General features: G+C 37.7%; 19 protein-coding genes. 14 read left to right on the forward strand and 5 right to left on the reverse strand.

The window, feature by feature from the left end; translation table 11 throughout:
* Positions 1-39 precede the first annotated feature (39 nt).
* The 10 genes from K319_RS0108015 to K319_RS0108060 all read left to right on the forward strand — a co-directional run bounded on the left by K319_RS0108015 (position 40) and on the right by K319_RS0108060 (position 11,045).
* Complete coding sequence (locus K319_RS0108015; protein WP_034671528.1) at positions 40-642, forward strand: TetR/AcrR family transcriptional regulator; 603 nt, start codon at positions 40-42, stop codon at positions 640-642.
* 98 nt (positions 643-740) lie between these two features.
* On the forward strand, positions 741-1,823 hold the full coding sequence (gene paaE, locus K319_RS0108020; RefSeq protein ID WP_027383193.1) for a 1,2-phenylacetyl-CoA epoxidase subunit PaaE: 1,083 nt from the start codon (positions 741-743) through the stop codon (positions 1,821-1,823).
* A gap of 427 nt (positions 1,824-2,250) precedes the next feature.
* Positions 2,251-3,210 (forward strand): 1,2-phenylacetyl-CoA epoxidase subunit PaaA, encoded by a 960-nt coding sequence (paaA, locus tag K319_RS0108025; protein ID WP_034671529.1) that lies wholly within the window; start codon positions 2,251-2,253, stop codon positions 3,208-3,210.
* Positions 3,211-3,408: 198 nt separating this feature from the next.
* Complete coding sequence (gene paaB / locus K319_RS0108030; protein WP_027383195.1) at positions 3,409-3,696, forward strand: 1,2-phenylacetyl-CoA epoxidase subunit PaaB; 288 nt, start codon at positions 3,409-3,411, stop codon at positions 3,694-3,696.
* Positions 3,697-3,753: 57 nt separating this feature from the next.
* The gene (gene paaC / locus K319_RS0108035) at positions 3,754-4,542 is read left to right on the forward strand and encodes a 1,2-phenylacetyl-CoA epoxidase subunit PaaC (protein ID WP_262487817.1); all 789 of its coding nucleotides are present in this window, start codon (positions 3,754-3,756) and stop codon (positions 4,540-4,542) included.
* 209 nt (positions 4,543-4,751) lie between these two features.
* Positions 4,752-5,327 carry a 1,2-phenylacetyl-CoA epoxidase subunit PaaD gene (paaD, locus tag K319_RS0108040; protein WP_027383197.1) on the forward strand — a complete coding sequence of 192 codons (576 nt, stop codon included), beginning with the start codon at positions 4,752-4,754 and terminating at the stop codon, positions 5,325-5,327.
* A gap of 182 nt (positions 5,328-5,509) precedes the next feature.
* Positions 5,510-6,667 carry a 3-hydroxyacyl-CoA dehydrogenase NAD-binding domain-containing protein gene (locus K319_RS0108045; RefSeq protein ID WP_027383198.1) on the forward strand — a complete coding sequence of 386 codons (1,158 nt, stop codon included), beginning with the start codon at positions 5,510-5,512 and terminating at the stop codon, positions 6,665-6,667.
* A 117-nt stretch (positions 6,668-6,784) separates the two neighbouring features.
* A complete protein-coding gene (pcaF, locus tag K319_RS0108050) occupies positions 6,785-7,990 on the forward strand; it encodes a 3-oxoadipyl-CoA thiolase (protein WP_027383199.1) in 1,206 nt (401 codons plus the stop codon).
* Between the two features lie 87 nt (positions 7,991-8,077).
* Entirely contained in the window at positions 8,078-10,123 is a 2,046-nt protein-coding gene (paaZ, locus tag K319_RS0108055; RefSeq protein WP_034671530.1) for a phenylacetic acid degradation bifunctional protein PaaZ, read from the forward strand.
* 166 nt (positions 10,124-10,289) lie between these two features.
* Positions 10,290-11,045 carry an enoyl-CoA hydratase/isomerase family protein gene (locus K319_RS0108060; RefSeq protein WP_027383201.1) on the forward strand — a complete coding sequence of 252 codons (756 nt, stop codon included), beginning with the start codon at positions 10,290-10,292 and terminating at the stop codon, positions 11,043-11,045.
* A gap of 45 nt (positions 11,046-11,090) precedes the next feature.
* Here K319_RS0108060 and K319_RS21310 read toward each other — a convergent pair whose 3' ends face one another.
* From K319_RS21310 to K319_RS0108090, 5 genes are all read right to left on the reverse strand, one after another.
* Entirely contained in the window at positions 11,091-11,240 is a 150-nt protein-coding gene (locus K319_RS21310) for a T9SS type A sorting domain-containing protein (protein ID WP_084403417.1), read from the reverse strand.
* 326 nt (positions 11,241-11,566) lie between these two features.
* Entirely contained in the window at positions 11,567-11,902 is a 336-nt protein-coding gene (locus K319_RS20000) for a hypothetical protein (RefSeq protein WP_034671532.1), read from the reverse strand.
* A gap of 99 nt (positions 11,903-12,001) precedes the next feature.
* Entirely contained in the window at positions 12,002-12,682 is a 681-nt protein-coding gene (locus K319_RS0108075) for a response regulator transcription factor (protein ID WP_027383202.1), read from the reverse strand.
* Positions 12,683-12,684: 2 nt separating this feature from the next.
* Complete coding sequence (locus K319_RS0108080) at positions 12,685-13,413, reverse strand: sensor histidine kinase (RefSeq protein ID WP_235696088.1); 729 nt, start codon at positions 13,411-13,413, stop codon at positions 12,685-12,687.
* Between the two features lie 626 nt (positions 13,414-14,039).
* Complete coding sequence (locus K319_RS0108090) at positions 14,040-14,783, reverse strand: hypothetical protein (protein ID WP_027383205.1); 744 nt, start codon at positions 14,781-14,783, stop codon at positions 14,040-14,042.
* A gap of 235 nt (positions 14,784-15,018) precedes the next feature.
* Here K319_RS0108090 and K319_RS0108095 point away from each other — a divergent pair, with 235 nt between their 5' ends.
* The 4 genes from K319_RS0108095 (at position 15,019) to K319_RS0108110 (ending at position 18,755) form a co-directional block, all read left to right on the forward strand.
* Positions 15,019-15,270 carry a type B 50S ribosomal protein L31 gene (locus K319_RS0108095; RefSeq protein ID WP_027383206.1) on the forward strand — a complete coding sequence of 84 codons (252 nt, stop codon included), beginning with the start codon at positions 15,019-15,021 and terminating at the stop codon, positions 15,268-15,270.
* A gap of 96 nt (positions 15,271-15,366) precedes the next feature.
* Complete coding sequence (locus tag K319_RS0108100; protein ID WP_027383207.1) at positions 15,367-16,527, forward strand: GlmU family protein; 1,161 nt, start codon at positions 15,367-15,369, stop codon at positions 16,525-16,527.
* Between the two features lie 126 nt (positions 16,528-16,653).
* Positions 16,654-18,306, forward strand: a complete 1,653-nt coding sequence (locus tag K319_RS0108105) for an Ig-like domain-containing domain (protein ID WP_027383208.1) — start codon at positions 16,654-16,656, stop codon at positions 18,304-18,306.
* Complete coding sequence (locus tag K319_RS0108110) at positions 18,303-18,755, forward strand: heme-binding domain-containing protein (RefSeq protein ID WP_027383209.1); 453 nt, start codon at positions 18,303-18,305, stop codon at positions 18,753-18,755. The genes K319_RS0108105 and K319_RS0108110 overlap by 4 nt, the downstream gene beginning before the upstream one ends.
* Positions 18,756-19,223 lie beyond the last annotated feature (468 nt).

A 19,223-nucleotide genomic window follows, 5' to 3' on the forward strand; every position in this document is an offset into this window, starting at 1 on the left:
ATTTTTATTTGAAAAGGAACTCCGTAGGAGTGACACAGAATGACACAAGAGTTAACTATTAATAAGAAGATAAACAAAATCAATAAAAAAGAATTGATTTTGGCAGAAGCCGCCAAACTTTTCAAAGAGAAAGGTTTCGGCGGAACGAGTATGCGTGACCTGGCTGAAAAGGTGGGAATGGAAGCCGCAAGTATGTACAATCACATCAAATCCAAAGACGAGATCCTGGAACTGATTTGTTTCAAAATTGCCAACCAATATATTTCCCAATTACAGGAAATTGAAAATACGAATCAAAGTTTTCAGGATAAGCTGAGAGCAATTATTGGGCTTCACGTTCAGTTGATTATAGAAGATTCGGCTTCGGTTTCTGTAGCGAATAACGACTGGAAATATCTTTCGGAAGAGAAGAAAAATCAATACAAGCAAATCAGAAAATCCTATGAAAAGAGCTTTGCGAATATCATAGAACAAGGAATGGAAAACGGCGAATTCAAAACAATGAATGTTTCTGTGGCACTTTTCACGATGTTATCTTCAATCCGGTGGATAGAATTATGGTACAAACCAAGCCGCGACATCACACCTCAGGAATTGGAGGAAGATTTGAAAACTTTATTAATGAACGGCTTAAATAATTAGAATATAGATTGAATCTTTGATAAGTTTTACGCCTTTGTGAACCTAAAATATTTTCAATAATATCAAAAAAACTTTGCGCACTTTGCGTTTAAAAATAAATGTCAGTAGTTTTTCACCCTTTAAAAGTAAAAAAAGTCAAGAAAGAAACACAGGATTGTGTTTCCGTGAGTTTTGATGTGCCTGCAGAATTATCAGAACAATTCAAATTCACGCAAGGACAATATTTGACATTCCGACAAATCAATGGCGAACAGGAGCTACGTCGTTCTTATTCGATTTGCGCAAGTCCGCACGAAAACGAATTGAAAGTTGCTGTAAAAAAAGTTCCCGAAGGTTTATTTTCTTCTTTTATGAATGAAAATCTGAAAGAAGGAGACATTCTGGAAGTGATGCCTCCAATGGGGAAATTCTACACGGAACTCAACCCCGAAAACAAAAAAATTTACGTTGCTTTTGCTGCTGGAAGCGGAATCACGCCAATTATTTCCATTATCAAATCCGTTTTGAAAAACGAGCCTCAAAGCCAATTTATCCTGATTTACGGAAATAAAAATAAAGGAACGATTATTTTCAAAGAAGAAATCGAAGCTTTGAAAAACCGTTTTATGGAACGATTGAGCATTTATCACATTCTCAGCCGAGAAGTGGCAGATGCTGACTTGTTAAGCGGAAGAATCAATTCTGAAAAAGCTGAATCTTTTCTTAAAAATATCATTCCGGCCGAAAAAATCGATGAGGTTTTCCTTTGCGGACCGGAAGAAATGATTCTGAGTGTGAGAGATACTTTAATCCAATCCGGCGTTGAGGCTAAGAAAATTCATTTCGAATTATTCTTCAGTGCAGCCTCAGCCGAAAAGAAAAAAGAACACGAGCTGGCTGTTAATAAATCCGATGATGATTTTAGTAAAGTCACTGTGAAATTGGATGCAACTGCTTTAAAGTTAGATTTAGCCTATCACGGACCAACGATTTTGGATGCAGCTTTACAAAACGGCGCCGATTTGCCCTATGCCTGCAAAGGCGGAGTTTGCGCTACTTGTAAATGCAAGCTGGAAAAAGGCGAAGTAGAAATGGACATCAATTATTCTCTCGAACCGGACGAGATTGCCGCAGGGTTTATTTTGTCTTGCCAGGCACATCCGCGTTCAGAAGAAGTGGTTGTGAATTTTGATATAAAGTAAACCAACAAGCCACAAAGTGGCGATTTAAACCAGCATAGGGTGCAGCCCTATGAAATTATGGATTTTGATATAAATTAAACCAACAAACCACAAAGTGGCGATTTAAATCAGCATAGGGTGCAGCCCTATGAAATTGTGAATTTTGATATTAAATAAAATAATAATTATGGCAGCTTAATCCGCCTTCCGCTCCCAATCTTTTTTTGCAGAAGCTTTCAGTTTCAATATAACTCGAAGTACAAGCAAAAAAGGATTTCCGCTCAAGTCGGGCTGCAGATTCGGTATAAAAGAGGTCGTAATCAAAACAAATTTTTAAAATTAAAATCTTAGCTAAGTGCAAGCGGCTTTGCGAACTTAAAAACAGTTAGTAGTTAAAAAAAACTTTGCGCACTTTGCGTTTAAATAAATTCCATTAAATCAAAACATTATGGAAACAACAGAAATCAATTTAGAAGAACATTTTCAGAATAAAATAGACAGCGAAATCCGTATCGAACCCAAAGACTGGATGCCTGATGCGTACAGGAAAACCCTGATTCGTCAGATTTCCCAGCACGCCCATTCCGAGATTGTCGGGATGTTACCGGAAGCCAATTGGATTACTCGTGCACCAACTTTGAACCGGAAAAAAATCCTTCTGGCAAAAGTTCAGGACGAAGCTGGACATGGACTTTATCTGTATTGTGCTGCCGAAACTTTAGGCGTTACAAGAGATGAAACGATTAACGATTTGCATTCGGGAAAAGCCAAATATTCCAGTATTTTCAATTATCCGACTTTGACCTGGGCAGATATGGGAGCCATAGGCTGGCTGGTTGACGGTGCCGCAATTCTGAATCAGGTTCCGCTTTGCCGAGCGTCTTACGGACCTTACGCCAGGGCGATGGTCAGGATTTGTAAAGAAGAAAGTTTCCACCAGAGACAAGGCTACGAGTTGATGATGAAATTGGCTCAAGGTTCGCCAGAGCAGAAAGCAATGGCTCAGGATGCGCTCAACCGTTGGTGGTGGCCGACTTTGATGATGTTCGGACCAAAAGATGCAGACTCTGGAAACACAGAACTTTCAATGAAATGGCGCATCAAACGTTTTACCAATGATGAATTGAGACAGCGTTTCGTAGATGTTTCCGTTCCGCAGGCTGAATATCTGGGTTTGACCATTCCCGACCCGGATTTGAAATTCAATGAAGAAACTGGACATTACGAATTCGGGGAAATCGATTGGGACGAATTCTGGAAAGTGGTCAAAGGTAACGGACTTTGCAACAAAGAACGCATCGAAACCCGCAAAAAAGCCTTCGATGATGGCGCTTGGGTAAGAGAAGCTGCAACTGCTTATCATGAGAAAAGAAAAGCAAGAGAAGAACAAAACAGAAAAACAGTGTAATTTATAAAGTCTTCGACAAGCTCAGACTGACACGTTTTAATTAGAACGTTTAGTATTAGAGATGTCACACTGAGCCTGTCGAAGTGTACATATTTGCGACTAACAACATAATAAGAGAAAAAAATATTGCGCCTTTGCGATAAAATAAACAATAATAAACATATAGATTAAAGTCTATTATCTCTAATCTGAAATATTATGCAAAATACAGAATGGCCGCTTTGGGAGGTTTTTATCAGAAGCAGACAAGGTCTTGACCACAAACACGTGGGCAGTCTTCACGCTGCTGATGCGGCAATGGCAATCCAGAATGCTCGCGATGTTTACACGAGAAGGATGGAAGGTGTCAGCATTTGGGTGGTAGAATCAAAACACATCCACGCTACCAACCCCGATGATTCCGAGGCATTTTACGAACCTTCGGAAGACAAAGTTTACCGTCATCCAACCTTTTATCACGTTCCGGAAGAAGTGAAAAATATGTAACACAAAAATTCCCCTCCCTTGGAGGGGTGGATTTCAAAATTAATTTTGAAATCCGGTGTGGTCAAGAATGACAATAAAATACAAGAAAAAATGAACAGTAATTATCTCAATTATCTCCTGCATCTCGCCGACACCAGCCTGATTCTTGGTCAGCGTTTATGCGAATGGTGTGGAAAAGGACCGGTCTTGGAGCAGGATATTGCAATGTCCAATATTGCCTTGGATTTGTTGGGGGAATCTTCCAACTATTATCAATATGCCGCCGAAATTCAGAATGAGGGAAAATCAGAAGACGATTTGGCTTTCCTGAGAAACGAACGAGAATTTAAAAATCTGCTTTTAGTTGAAAGGGAGAATGGACATTTTGGAGACACGATTGCCAGACAGTTTTTCTTTGATGTCTATCATCATTTGTTATTAAGTAAACTGAAAAATCATCCTGATTTGAAACTCGCTTCCATTGCTGAAAAGTCTTTGAAAGAAGTGACCTATCATTTAAAATGGAGCGGTGAGTGGATAATTCGTTTAGGAGACGGAACAGAAGAAAGTCATAACAAAATTCAGAAGTCGGTCAATGATTTGTTGGATTTCACGGATGAGATGTTTATTCCAACTAACTGGGAGTTAAGATTAATTGAGCAAAATATTATTCCCGATATCAGAACTTTCCGAACCAAATGGGAAACCAAAGTTCTTGAAATCCTGAATGAAGCCACTTTGTCTATTGATTTCTCAAAATCGAGACGATTAACTGGCGGAAAAGACGGCAAACATACAGAGAAAATGGGTTACATTTTGGCAGAAATGCAAATGATGCAGCGCACTTATCCTAATATGGAATGGTAGAACAGTAAGGTAAAGGCGCAAGAGTTGTGAATAAAGAACTACTTTAAGTCGTAAATATAGCGTACAAATTTGCGACAGGCTCAAAATGACACTTTTCAATTGAAACAATTGTATTAGAGATGTCACACTGAGCGGAGTCGAAGCATCTTGGCGACTTAAAGAATATATTGGTAAATTAATTTTTGCGCCTTTGCGATAAAAATAAAAAAATGACAGTCACAGAAGAACATATCTGGCAAATCTTGAAGGAAGTTCCCGACCCGGAAGTTCCCGTTCTCAATCTTTTGGATTTGGGAATTATTCGTGATGTCAAGCTCTGTAGGAGCGATAAGTTTGTAGAAAATAAATACGAAACGAAAGAAAAAGCTCCGGAGGAGCGACATATGGGTTCAAACAACAATGATGTTCAGGAAGATGAAATCGAAATTGTAGTAACTCCAACTTACTCCGGATGTCCAGCAACTTCGATGATTAATATAGCAATCAGAATAAAACTTATTGAAAATGGCTTCAATAATATCAAAATTATAAACCAACTGAGTCCTGCTTGGACCACAGATTGGATGACAGAAGAAGGAAAACAAAAACTGAAAGTTTACGGCATTGCGCCACCAGTCTATTCGAAAAATAATAACGAGTTATTTTCAAAAACAGATGAGGTCGAGTGTCCGCTTTGTGGCTCAAAACAAACACATTTGGTAAGTCAGTTTGGTTCCACAGCTTGCAAAGCATTGTACCAATGTGATGATTGCAGGGAACCTTTTGATTATTTTAAATGCCATTAGTAGATTGTTGGTTTCTAGTTGTTAGATTTAATGAAAAAATCTTTGAGCTCTTGGCTAAGTTTTACGGCTTTGCGAACTTAAAAACAGTTAGTAGTTCATAAAAACTTTGCGCACTTTGCGTTAAAAAATATAGAAATAAAAGTCATTGTACTTTTTACATAAATACATTTCACAAAAAATAAATGAAAATAGGAATAGTAGGTAGCGGAGCAATGGGAAGCGGGATTGCACAGGTTTTGGCAACAGCCGGAAATCGGGTTTTGTTGTATGACAACAATCCGACTGCCGTAGAAAAAGCAGGACAAAATCTCGAAGCTCAGTTCCAGAAATTAGCCGAAAAAGGAAAATTGACTTACGAAGAAGCGGAAACTTATTTCGATAATATCCGACTGAGCGATAAATTATCAGAACTAAAAGATTCGGAGTTAATCATCGAAGCGATTATCGAAGATTTGGAAATCAAAAAACAATTGTTCCGAAAGTTGGAAAGTCTCGTTTCCGGAACTAGCATTTTGGCAACCAATACTTCATCTCTATCCATTGCGTCAATTGCATCGGCTTGTCAAAAACCGAATCGTGTTATTGGAATCCATTTTTTCAATCCTGCGCCGTTGATGGCTCTGGTAGAAATTATTCCTGCAGTTCAGACGGATAAAGATTTGATTTCAAAAACGAAAAATTTAGTAGAAAGCTGGAACAAACTTCCGGTAATTGCAAAAGACACGCCTGGATTTATCGTAAATCGTGTGGCTAGACCTTTTTACGGCGAAGCCATTAGAATCATGGAAGAAGGAATTGCTGACTGTGCAACGATTGATTTTGCAATGACAAGTTTAGGCGGATTCAAAATGGGACCTTTTCAATTGATGGATTTCATTGGTCACGATGTCAATTACAGAGTTACGGAAAGTGTGTTCAAAGAATTTTTCTACGACCCGAAATTCAAACCGTCATTCACACAAAAAAGATTATTCGAAGCTGGATTTTTAGGAAAAAAGACAGGGAGAGGTTTTTATGATTACTCTCAAAATGCAGAAAAACCAAAACCCAATGACAATCCGGAATTATTAAAATCGATTTTCAAAAGAATCTTGGTAATGCTGATGAATGAAGCCGCAGATGCCTATTTCCTTGGAATCGCTTCCGCAGAAGACATCGATTTGGCAATGACAAAAGGTGTCAATTACCCAAAAGGATTATTGCAATGGGCGGATGAATTTGGATTAGAAAATCTCCGGAATGAACTCGATGAACTTTATAATTTCTATCACGAAGACCGTTACAGATGCAGTCCAATCATCAGAAATTTAGTGAAACAGAATAAAAAATTTTATAGTTAAAGTTATAGACGCTTCGACTCCGCTCAGCGTGACAAAGCTCTAAAAACAATGTCAGTCTGAGCGGAGTCGAAGACTTTATTTAATCATTTATCAACTATCATTTATCAATCATTAAAAATGAATCAAGTATATATAATAGACGGCGTCCGAACGCCAATCGGAAAATTGAAAGGCAGCTTATCTTCCATTCGTCCCGATGATATGGCGGCTTTTGTCATCAAAAAATTATTGGAAAGAAACCCGGGTATCGACCAAAGTAGAATCTATGATGTTGTTTTAGGTTGTGCTAATCAAGCCGGAGAAGATAACCGGAACATTGCGAGAATGTCGGCTTTGCTGTCAGGTTTGGATTATCACGTTCCCGGCGAAACGGTGAACAGACTTTGCGCTTCTGGTTTGTCGGCAGCGATTAATGCAGCAAGAGCTATCCAGGTTGGCGATGCCGATTTGATGATTTCCGGCGGTGTCGAGAATATGACACGCGGTCCATTAGTGATTTCAAAATCGGAAAGTCCGTTTGGAGGCGACGCAAAAATCTATGATACGACTTTTGGCTGGCGTTTCATCAATCCTAAAATGAAAGAAATGTACGGTGTTGATGCAATGGGCGAAACGGCAGAAAACCTGGCTGAACGTGACCAAATTTCCCGTGAAGACCAGGATTTGTTTGCTTTTGATTCTCAGCAGAAAGCCAAGGTTGCACAAGAAAACGGAAGATTGTCTCAAGAAATTGTTCCGGTCAATATTCCTCAGAGAAAAGGCGTAGATTTGATTTTCGATAAAGACGAATTTCCGAAAAATGACACCACTTTGGAAGGTTTATCAAAATTAAGAACGGCGTTCAAAAAAGACGGAACAGTAACAGCAGGCAATGCTTCCGGATTGAATGACGGTGCGGCGGTAAACTTATTAGCATCAGACAACGCCATTAAAGAATTTGGATTGACACCAAAAGCAAGAATCATTTCGAGTGCAGTTGTTGGTGTTGAGCCAAAGTTTATGGGAATTGGCCCGGTAAAAGCAGCAGAATTGGCATTGCAAAAAGCAGGATTGACCTTTGATGATATCGATGTTATTGAACTGAATGAAGCATTTGCTGCACAGAGTTTAGCCTGCATCAGGGCGTGGAATTTAGATGATAACGACCCTAGAATCAATCCGAATGGTGGTGCGATTGCACTTGGGCATCCGCTGGGAATGAGCGGCGCAAGAATCCTGAATTCTGCAATGTATGAATTGCAAAATCAAAATAAAAAATATGCGCTGGCAACAATGTGTGTCGGTTTGGGACAAGGTTTTGCGGTAATTATTGAGAAAGTTTAAATCAGACGAATAGATGATAGGCGAATAGAAAATAGGGCATTTTAAAATCTATCTGTCTACTATCTCTAAGTCTAAAAAAATAAAATTATGCAACTAGAAAATTATGCTTTAGGACGTTGGATAAAAGGAGAAGGTGAAGGGCAGGCTTTATATAATTCGATTAATGGCGAATTAGTAGCCACGGCAACTTCCAAAGGTTTGGATTTTGGCGAAATGATGGATTATGCCAGGAAAGTCGGCGGTCCCGCGCTCAGAAAAATGACGTTTCAGGAAAGAGGGCTGATGTTGAAGAAACTCGCTTTTCATCTTTTGGAAAAGAAAGAAACGTTCTACAAAGTGAGTTGGGCAACAGGTGCAACCAAGACTGATAGCTGGGTGGATATCGAAGGCGGGATTGGAAACCTTTTCTCAAATGCATCTTTGAGAAGGCAATTTCCCGACTTACCTTATTACATCGATGGCGATGCCGTGAAGCTTTCAAAAGAAGGAACATTCATCGGTCATCATATATGCACACCGAAACGTGGCGTTGCGATTCATATCAATGCATTTAATTTTCCGGTTTGGGGAATGCTGGAGAAAATTGCAGTCAATCTTTTGGCTGGTGTTCCGGCAATTGTGAAACCTGCAACAGCCACAAGTTTTCTAACAGAAGTTGTCGTTAAGGAAATCATCGCTTCTCAAATTTTACCTGAAGGAAGTCTTCAATTGATTTGTGGTTCCGCCAACGGAATTCTGGATCATGTGACAATGGAAGATGTCGTGACGTTCACAGGTTCGGCTTCTACGGGAAAAATGCTGAAAGCGCATCCGAAGATTATTGAAGAATCGGTTCCGTTCAATTTGGAAGCAGATTCTTTGAACGCAATGGTTTTGGGAGAAGATGCAAAACCAGGAACTGTCGAATTTGATTTGTTCATCAAAGAAGCAGTTCGCGAAATGACAACTAAAGCCGGACAAAAATGTACAGCAGTCAGAAGATTATTGGTTCCTGCAAATTTGGTGGAAGATATTCAGATTGCTCTTGGACAAAGACTTTCCGGCGTCATCATCGGCGACCCGAATGTCGAAGGCGTGAGAATGGGTGCTTTGGCTAATAAAGACCAGGTGAAGGAAGTGTCCGGGAAAGTTCAGGAATTATCCAAAACCCAGGAAATCATTTTCGGAAATCTGGATAATTTCGAAGTGAAAGGTGCGGATAAAAACAAAGGAGCATTTATTTCCCCGATTTTATTCCTTAATTCTGACCCTTTCAAATATACAGATTGCCATAACATCGAAGCTTTCGGCCCGGTCAGCACTATTATTCCTTATAATAATTTGGAAGAAGCGATTGAACTGGCGAGAATGGGAAAAGGTTCACTTTGTTGTTCGGTTGTTACGGCTGATGATGATTTTGCAAGAGATTTTGTCATCGGAGCCGCATCAATGCACGGACGGATTCTGATTCTCAATTCAGACTGTGCGAAAGAAAGTACAGGTCACGGTTCGCCTTTGCCAATGCTTATTCACGGCGGTCCAGGTAGAGCCGGTGGTGGCGAAGAGATGGGCGGGAAACGTGGCGTTCTTCATTATATGCAGCGTACGGCCATCCAAGGTTCTCCAACCACTTTAACGAATATCACGCAACAATATCAATACGGGGGAAAACAATGGGAAGATAATATTCATCCATTCAGAAAACACTTCGAAGAACTGAGAATCGGGGAAACTTACATCACGGCAAAACATACCGTGACAGAATCTGATATCACGAATTTTGCTAATGTGTCCGGCGATAATTTCTATGCGCATATGGATGCGACATCGTTGGAAGGAACAATTTTCGAAGGACGTGTTGCGCACGGCTATTTTATTTTGAGTAAAGCGGCAGGATTATTTGTTGACCCAAGAAAAGGCCCGGTTTTACTGAATTACGGTTTGGATGAATGTCGTTTTGTGAAACCGGTTTATCCGGGAATGACGATTGGCGTGAAGTTTACCTGCAAAGAAAAAATCAGTCAGGAAAAACGTGACGAAGAAGATATTGCCAAAGGAATTGTTCGCTGGTTAGTTGATGTTTATGACGAAACCGGTGAAACTGTGGCTATTGCTACGATTTTGACAATGGTGAAAAAATTGAATCAAGAGTAAAATAATTTGGGCAGCTTAATCCGCCTTCCGCTCCCAATCTTTTTTGCAGACAACTTCAGTTTAAATAAAACTTGAGAATACGCAAAAAAGGATTTCCGCTCAAGTCGGGCTGCGGATTCGATATATGAACAACCATCAACTATCAACCAACAACCAACAACAAAAAATGGAAGCATACGTAACATCAACCATAGAAAACGGAATCGGAACCATCGAGTTCTTTCATCCGCAAAGCAATTCTATGCCGAGCTCGCAACTTAGAAATCTTGTAGAAGAAATTAATGATCTTAGTAAAAATGATGAGGTCAAGGTGATCATTCTGAAAAGTGGGGGCGAAAAAGCCTTTTGTGCAGGCGCATCTTTTGATGAATTGATTTCTATAAAAGATTTCGAAACCGGGAAAACATTTTTCTCAGGCTTCGCCAATGTTATCAATGCAATGCGAAAATCCCCGAAATTGATCATTGCAAGAATCCACGGAAAAGCTGTGGGAGGAGGAGTTGGAATTGCCTGTGCTGCTGATTATACTTTCGCTACAGAAAATGCTTCGGTAAAACTGAGTGAATTGGCTGTTGGAATTGGACCTTTTGTTATCAGCCCTGTTGTAGAAAAGAAAATCGGAACTTCGGCTTTTGCGCAACTGGCAATCAATGCAACTGAATTTTACTCTGCTGAATGGGCAAGAGAAAAAAATATGTTCCAGGATATGTACGAAACGACGGAGGAAATGGATGCTGAAATCCAAATTCTTGCAGAGAAACTAGCAGCTTCAAACCCGGAAGCAATGTTCGAACTGAAAAACATTCTTTGGAAAGGAACAGAGCACTGGGACCATCTCTTAACCGAGCGTGCGGCGGTCAGCGGACAATTGGTTCTGTCGGAGTTTACAGTGAATGCGATTAATCGTTTTAAAAATAAATAAATGTCCAACTAAAAGGCCTTTTAAATTTTGAAAGGCTTTTGTTTTTTATTCTTTGATAATTTTCTGAGTAATGTTATCTTTATCTGTTTTGATTTTCACGAGATAATTACCTTTTGGCAAATTGGAAGTATTGACTTCTTTTATTTTATTGAAACCAAAATAATATAATTTTACAACAAATAAAATCCCTTTCAAATCTGAAAGGGATTTTCTCCATTTAAGGGATTAAGTTGCTGATCCGACTCATAACTTAATTTTCTGAATTTCTCATCATTATTAGTTTCTAATCTTGAAGCGTTCTGCCGATGAGAACAGAACTTGCTAACTATTATATATGAATTTGTGTCTGTATCTTCTTGTACAAAGATATTATAATACACACGTGTGGAAACAGAGCAGAAATTACCAATTTTATGATTAAGTATTTATACGGAAATGTTTTTGAATCAATAAAAAAGCTTCATCAAAAAATGTATTGATGAAGCTTTAAAAATATGAAGCAGGTCTGTCTTATTTTTGCTTTAAAAAAAATGATCGCTAGATTCTAATATTACCGATTTTTCATTGGTTTTATTTCTAGATCTTGTGACACAAAAAACATTTTCTCTTGTTTGTATTACTTCAAATGAGCTGTAAACCGTTCCAATAGAAACAAATGGCTTTGCCGTAAAAACGCCTCTCGGCGTTCTGATCATCGCTGAAACCTGAACGATAGGACAGATTCCCCGTTTTTCTGATTCCCAATTAGTATTAGGTTTCACAAAAAAATAATGACTGGAACAAAAGACAGTCATATAAGAGATCTCGCCTGAGATGATGTAATTGGTAGAGTTTATTATTTCTATTGGGGAAGACATATTGTAAAAAATTAGATAATTGTTTTTTACATTTTCATACTTCAAAGAAATAATAAAAAATAATCCTGTATTAGAGTAAAAATACTGAATTTTTAGAAACTATAGTTTAATTGAAACAGAATGGATGTTATTAATAACGGCATAGATAACAATCCCTACCGTGTTTTTGGCGCCAATCTTGTCAAGTATCCGTTGGCGGTGGCTTTCCACAGTTCTGGGACTTAGGAACAATACATCAGCGATCTCCTGATTGGTCTTTTCCTGGCAGATCAGTTTTACAACATCTATTTCTCGGTTGGTAAGTGTTTCTTCGTTTTCAAATAATGATTTTTTTCGGGAAGGAGTATTCATATAAGATAGAAGCATTTCATGATCTTCTTTTGTAAAATACATTCCGTTCTGGTCAACAGCTTCTATGGCTTCTATAAAAGTCTTTTTATCAGAGTTTTTTGGAAGAAAAGCAGAAACGCCCAGTTTGATCATATAACCCAGAACACTACTTTTGTAATGTGAAGAAAGAATGATGATCTTCAGGGTGGGATAGTTTTTTTTCAGGATCTCTACAAGTTCGAATCCATCCATTGGCTGCATCTGTACATCGATCATGGCGATATCCGGAAAATCAGCCGGGTCTATTTTCCCCAGATGTTCCAAGATCTCTTTACCGGATGTGGCTGCAAAATCTACTGAGATATTTGTTTGTGCGGAAAGCAGCATTTTGATTCCTTCCAGAATGAGCTGTTCATCATCCACCAAAACAAGTTTAATTTTTCCACTCATAATTAATTAGGGATATTAATGATCAATCGGCTTCCTTTCCCGATTTTGTTTTTCCATTTGTAAAAGCCTTGCACGGAGCTGATCCTGGATTCGATATTTTTGATTCCCATTCCTTTGCCTGCTTTTTCGTAATCGAAACCTTGTCCGTTATCAGAAAGTATCATGGCCAGATATTTCTGATGATTTCTAATGTAAACCATTACTTCATTAGCATTCGAGTGTTTCATGACATTGGTCGTGAATTCCTGAATCACTCTGTAGATCTGGACTTCTGTAAATATATCCTTTTTCTGATAAGCAGGGTCTATCTGCAGCATGAGATTTATTTTATGGGCAAGGTTACTAACCAGTTCTTGTAAATATAAAACCAGACCCAGCTTTTCCAAATTCACAGGATAAAGTGAATGAGAGATATTTCTTGTAGAATCGATAAGTTCTGTGATTTGCGAAGTAATGACCTTTTTGGTTGCTTCCTGATTTTCAGGTTCAAGATTATTGAGCCAGAGCGATAGGATATTCAGTCTGTTTCCGATATCGTCATGTACAGATATGGCAATTCGTTTTCTTTCGTCTTCCTGTCCTTTGATATGTTCCATAGCCAGTTCCTGCTGATGATCCAGCTCTGCCTGAAACTGGATGTCCTTTTCTTTGATAATGCGCTGAATAAAACTTCGGTACACTAATAATATAAAGGATATTATGATTATCAGAACGACAATCAGTAAGACCAAAAAGATGATATTGAGTTTTATTTCTTTAATTTTAAAAACGTATATAAAAATGTTAAATATAAGACGACAAGCAGTATATTATTGATGGCCCAGATTATAAAAAAAGATTCGGGGTCAAATCTGAGCACTTGATGCTGCAACATAAAAATAAAAATGCTTACGGTGTAATACAAAAAAAGCATTCCGTCCAAAAAAAGAAATTGGCTTTTAGTTGAATGTCTTATCTCCTGAATTAGCGAATATGCGATAAGGCAGATAATGACCAAATTAGATAATGCCTTGGAGTAATCGTTTTCATAATGCGGAAATATGTGACTCGCAGTCAGAAATGCCAGACTTAAAAGTATTATAGGAATAAAATAATATCTGCTAAAATTGAGTTTTTTTAAGAAAGTTCCACTAAGCAAGAAGAACTCTCCGGCAATATAGATAGGATAGAGATGGGTATGGGTTTGTTTTATTTTGAAAAACATAATGATCTCTATACAAAACACGAAAAAGGCATAATAGATATACCATCTTTCATTTTTTGTAAAGAACTTAAGCTTTATGATTGCAATGATAAGCGCAATTCCCAGAAAAATATCTGCTAATGTAGCACAGATCTCAAATATCTTTTCCACAATTTATCCTATTGTTGATGCTGTATAGGGCGGATATGGCCTTGACCAGTCATACGTATTGGATGGCAACTTTGTGGTCACATTTTTCAAACTCGGGTCATCAAAACAAGAAATGAAGATCAGAGTTGGCAGCAATCGCTGATATACAGCCGAATATTTCAATCCAAATGCACAAACAATACTTGTGGCATCATCCTGATTTTGCAAGAGGTCTGCCTTGGGCACATAAAAGCTTTGAAATATCCTTTCCCCATTGAACTCGTTGGACTCCAGACTTAGCCAGTCCATGCCGTTTTCTCTCCAGGATTCTATCTCATCAACAGCAATTTGTTGTGCTGTTACCGGCTGTTGCAGGATCGGGAAATTTACATCTGTATCATTATCATGTTTTGTAAGGTCCTTGGACAATATATAATTATTGGTCATGGTATAGGTCTTGGTCTGGGTCAGCGTAAGGTCATTCTCCAAGAATCCTAGCGGGGCATACTCATAATAATCTAATATTTTTATATCACCAAAAGTTGTTCTTGGAGCCAGTATCAGAATCAATTCACCTCTCTGTACACCAATATCGAGACGGAAGTAGGTCTCCGTTTCGTTATTGTATGCAAGCCAGTCTATCTGGTCAGGGAACAATGTGAAAACCTTTTGTGGTGATATAAGGCTTTGGATATCAGAATAATTCGATTTTGACAGATTCCAGTTGTCTATGGCAACGTTATACTTTTCGAAAGTTAAATCAGACATATTTTCTCAATTTTTAGTTTGGTATAAAAATATGCAAAGAATTTTATTGAAGCAATATTAATAATCTATTATTACTAGGTAAACGATAAAAGTTATGAATTAAGCGGGATTTTTAATTTTCGGAATAAATATTTGCAGAATAAAAAAGTTTTCTTATTTTTGCATCCTCAAAACCAGAGTTGCTGGATCCATTAGTCCGAAACTCATATTATAACAAATTTTAAAACTTCTGAAAATGAAACAAGGCATACACCCAGAAAATTATAGATTGGTAGTTTTCAAAGATATGAGCAACGATGAAATGTTCCTTTGTAAATCTACTGCTGATACCAAAGATACGATTGAGTTCGAAGGACAAGAATATCCTTTGATCAAAATGGAGATCTCTTCAACTTCTCACCCTTTCTACACAGGTAAAACTAAATTGGTTGACACGGCTGGTAGAGTTGATAAGTTCATGAACAAATACAAAAAATTCGCTAAATAATCTTAGCTGATTTTATAAATACAAGCCTTTCGTTTTCGGAAGGCTTTTTTATTTGTAAATTTGCCCAACTTTGAACACGAAAATTAAAACTGAACGATGCAATTAGTATTCTCAGATGCACAATATTGGGAAGATTTCCTTCCATTGACTTTCACAAGACCTGTTGCAGAAATGCGAATGGGAATCCTGACCTTCTCGGAAAGATGGAAAAAACTTCTTGATATAGATGATGTTTTTTATATAACTGAAAATTATCTTCAGGATAAATTCAAAAAACCGGAACCTAAACAAAGTCTTTTCATTGTCCCAAATTTCTTTCCCTCGAAAGACGTTTTAAAACAGATCAAAGACCTACAACCGGGAGAAGCTTTGGTTTATGAAAATGAGATTCTTGTGGCAAACATCAATATGGATAATTTTTCTTTGAACCAGATCAATAAAATGACGGACATTCATGAGAAATTATTATTCATAGAAAAACCAACGGATATTTTTTCACATAACGATTTTGCCATCAATTTCGATTTCGATTTGATAAAAGGAAATAGGGATTCTCAGGAATTATCGCCTACGAATGGTTTTATAGGAGACAGGGAAAACCTATTTATAGAAGAAGGCGCTGTTGTAGAATATTCTACGATCAATTGTAAAACTGGCAGGATCTATATCGGAAAGAATGCGGAAATCATGGAAGGCTCCAATATTCGTGGTTCTCTCGCGCTTTGCGAAGACTCGAAAATAAACTTAGGAACCAAATTATATGGTGGAACTACGATTGGGCCACATTCCAAAGTCGGTGGAGAGGTCAATAACATTGTGATCTTTGGTTATACCAACAAAGGTCACGATGGTTTCGTGGGCAATTCTGTAATCGGGGAATGGTGTAATTTGGGAGCAGATACCAATTCGTCAAATCTTAAAAATAACTATGCTTCCGTAAAACTTTGGAATTATAGAAAGAAAAGATTTCTCGACACAGGATTGCAGTTTTGTGGACTGATAATGGGGGACCATTCCAAAACGGCGATCAATACACAACTTAATACGGGAACTGTGGTTGGTGTTGCGGCTAATATCTTCAAATCCGGTTTCCCGCCAAATTTAGTGGATAGCTTTTCCTGGGGAGGAATGAAGGGTGATGAGAAATTCAAATTAGAAAAATCCTATGAAGTTGCGGAAAAAGCGATGGAACGCAGAAAAATAGCAATTACAGAAGTGGACAAAGACATTTTGAAGCATATATATAATGAGTTTTAATTTTAAAACTCATTTTTGTTTTCAATTTAACTTACTTTACAATTTGTCGAAATAGTTTTGTACCAAAGTTTCCTTATTTTTGCAAAGATTTTAGCCTAAAGTCTAAATCTAATATCTAAATTTATAATGAAGCAGTATCTTCTTTGGCTTTTTGCATCGTTGGTTTTGGTAAGTTGTGCCAGAGTGGGTTCGCCTGTGGGTGGAAAAAAAGACTCTATCGCTCCAAAAATGATAGGTTCTAATATCGATACAACCAGGGTGAATGTTTCTAAAAATCTTAAAGAGCTCAGAATATATTTTAACGAATATATCCAGTTGAAAGATATTAGTAAAAATCTGATCATTTCCCCGCCTATAAAATATACCAAGATCCTTCCTTCTTCTACAGGGAACAAATATCTGGAAATCCAGTGGAAAGATTCTTTACAGGCAAATACGACTTATAACTTCAACTTTGGTAACTCGGTCGTGGACCTTAATGAAGGTAATGTGTTGCCATATTTCAATTTTGCTTTTTCAACGGGAGAAAAATTGGATGATCTCTATATAAGTGGGACAATTTCTGATGCATTGGGGAATATTAAAAACTCAGAAGGAAAAGAGAAAAATTTAGTAGTGGGACTTTATCAGGTGAAAGATAGTATGAATTACCGTCAAAAACCTTATTACATTACAAAAGCTGATGAGGATGGCTATTTTGAACTCAATTACCTGACACCGGGAAAATATAGAATCATTGGTTTCGATGATGAGAATGGTAATTCCATTTATGATCCAGGGAAAGAGAATGTAGCTTTTCAAAAAACAGAAATTGAACTTGAAAATAGTATTTCGGGAAAGAAGATGAAAGTTTTCCCATCCAAAAAAGTGGTAAAATATAAGGAAATGACTGCGTCTGTTGGAGGTGTGGCAATGATTTTTGAAGGTAATCCGGATAAAGTTGTTGTGAAAACTGTAGGGGAAAAACCAGCAGATTATAAAGTGACACACAAGACAAAATCAGATTCTGTACGAATTTGGTTTGATGCCGCAAAAGAAAATATTGGAGCAACCGTAAGCGAAAATCTGAAATTCTCTTATGACACTGGTTCCAAACAAGACACAATGTCTATATTTTACAAGAAACCTGCAAAAGACGAAATGACCGTTGCAAATCCTTTTTCGAATAAATTAGCACCAGAAGCAGATTTCAGATTCTCCTCCAATTATATCATTAACAAGATTCAGCCTGAAAACTGGAAGTTGGAGTCCGATAGCATTGCTCAGGATTTCACAGCGAGAATCTCAGAATTGGATTCTACACAGGTTATTGTCAAATCAAATTTTATTTCTGGAAAGAAATATAAATTGACGGTTCCCAAAAATACGGTCATTTCTTATTATAACAGGTCTAGTGAAAGTGTTCGTTTTGATTTCGAAGTTGCAAAGCCGGAAGAGTTCGGGAGTTTTAAGGTCCATCTTATAAATCCTCCTGCCCAGAAATTCTGGATACAATTACTTAATGAAAAAAACGAACCCGCCTATCAGCAATATACCAATCAATCTGAAATTGCATTTCTCAATATAAAACCGGGAACTTATAAACTGAGAATCTTGGTTGACAACAATGAAAATGGATATTGGGATAGTGCAGATTTTGCAACCGAAACATTGGCTGAAGATGTTTTTCTCTTCAAAAAGGTTGGGGAGAAAAATGTAATGACCAACATCAATGCGCGACAAATGTGGGAGATTAATGAGAATTGGGATTTAACAAAAGAAGAGCAGCCCGTCAATTGAAAAAAATAATTTTTTGGACAGTTATTGTATTTCTGGCAATACAATTTATTCCTGTTGATAGAGAAAATCGACCAGTAGATAGGAGAGATAACTTCGTCGATATATATAAAACTCCGGAAAATATAAGGACAATTCTGAAGAACGCTTGCTATGATTGTCATTCTAATGAAACTGTTTATCCCCAATACTCTTACATAGCTCCAATTTCATGGGCGGTTAAAGATCATATCAATGAAGGCCGGGAATACCTCAATTTTTCCGAATGGGGAAAATATAATAATGACCTTAAACAAAACGCAATAAAAAAAGCCATCAGTACTATTCAGGATTTACAAATGCCTTTGCCCTCTTATATCGGTTATCATCCCAAGGCTAATCTGACAACAGAACAAAGAAAAGCTTTAGAAGATTATTTTTCCACCATTCTTTCAAAGGATAACGGGTATTAATAAGTTTTGTCTAATATTGTTTTGCTTTCTTTCCGGATTTTTTGTTGGTTTTTATTTTTGGAAAGTTTCTTTTGTAGAAGAGGTTTTCCTTTCGGGGCGTTTGGTTTTGTGTGCTTTCCGGTTTTATTTTTCCGTTTGTTGAAATTAATGTATCTGGTAACCAGTGCTGTTAAGGAATCTGTTTCAGATTTTATTGTAAAAAGTTTGTGTGTTGTTGAAAAGTTGCTACTTTTGCAACCGCTTTGAGAGAGCAGCGCAGGAGTTCGGTAAGGGGTAGTGTTTGTTTCGATTTAGTCTTTCGGGATTTTGAGAAATATTTCATGAAACATTTGCCGGTTCGAAAAGTTTGCCTATCTTTGCGGTCCCGAATCGAGAGGTCGGGGGCGCAGGAGACGGGATCATAAAACGGGACAGTGGATTTTCGGGGTTACGAAAAAAAACTTCAGAAAAGTTTTGGTGTTCCGGAAA

This window comes from Epilithonimonas caeni DSM 17710 (assembly GCF_000426465.1).
Lineage (GTDB): Bacteria > Bacteroidota > Bacteroidia > Flavobacteriales > Weeksellaceae > Epilithonimonas > Epilithonimonas caeni.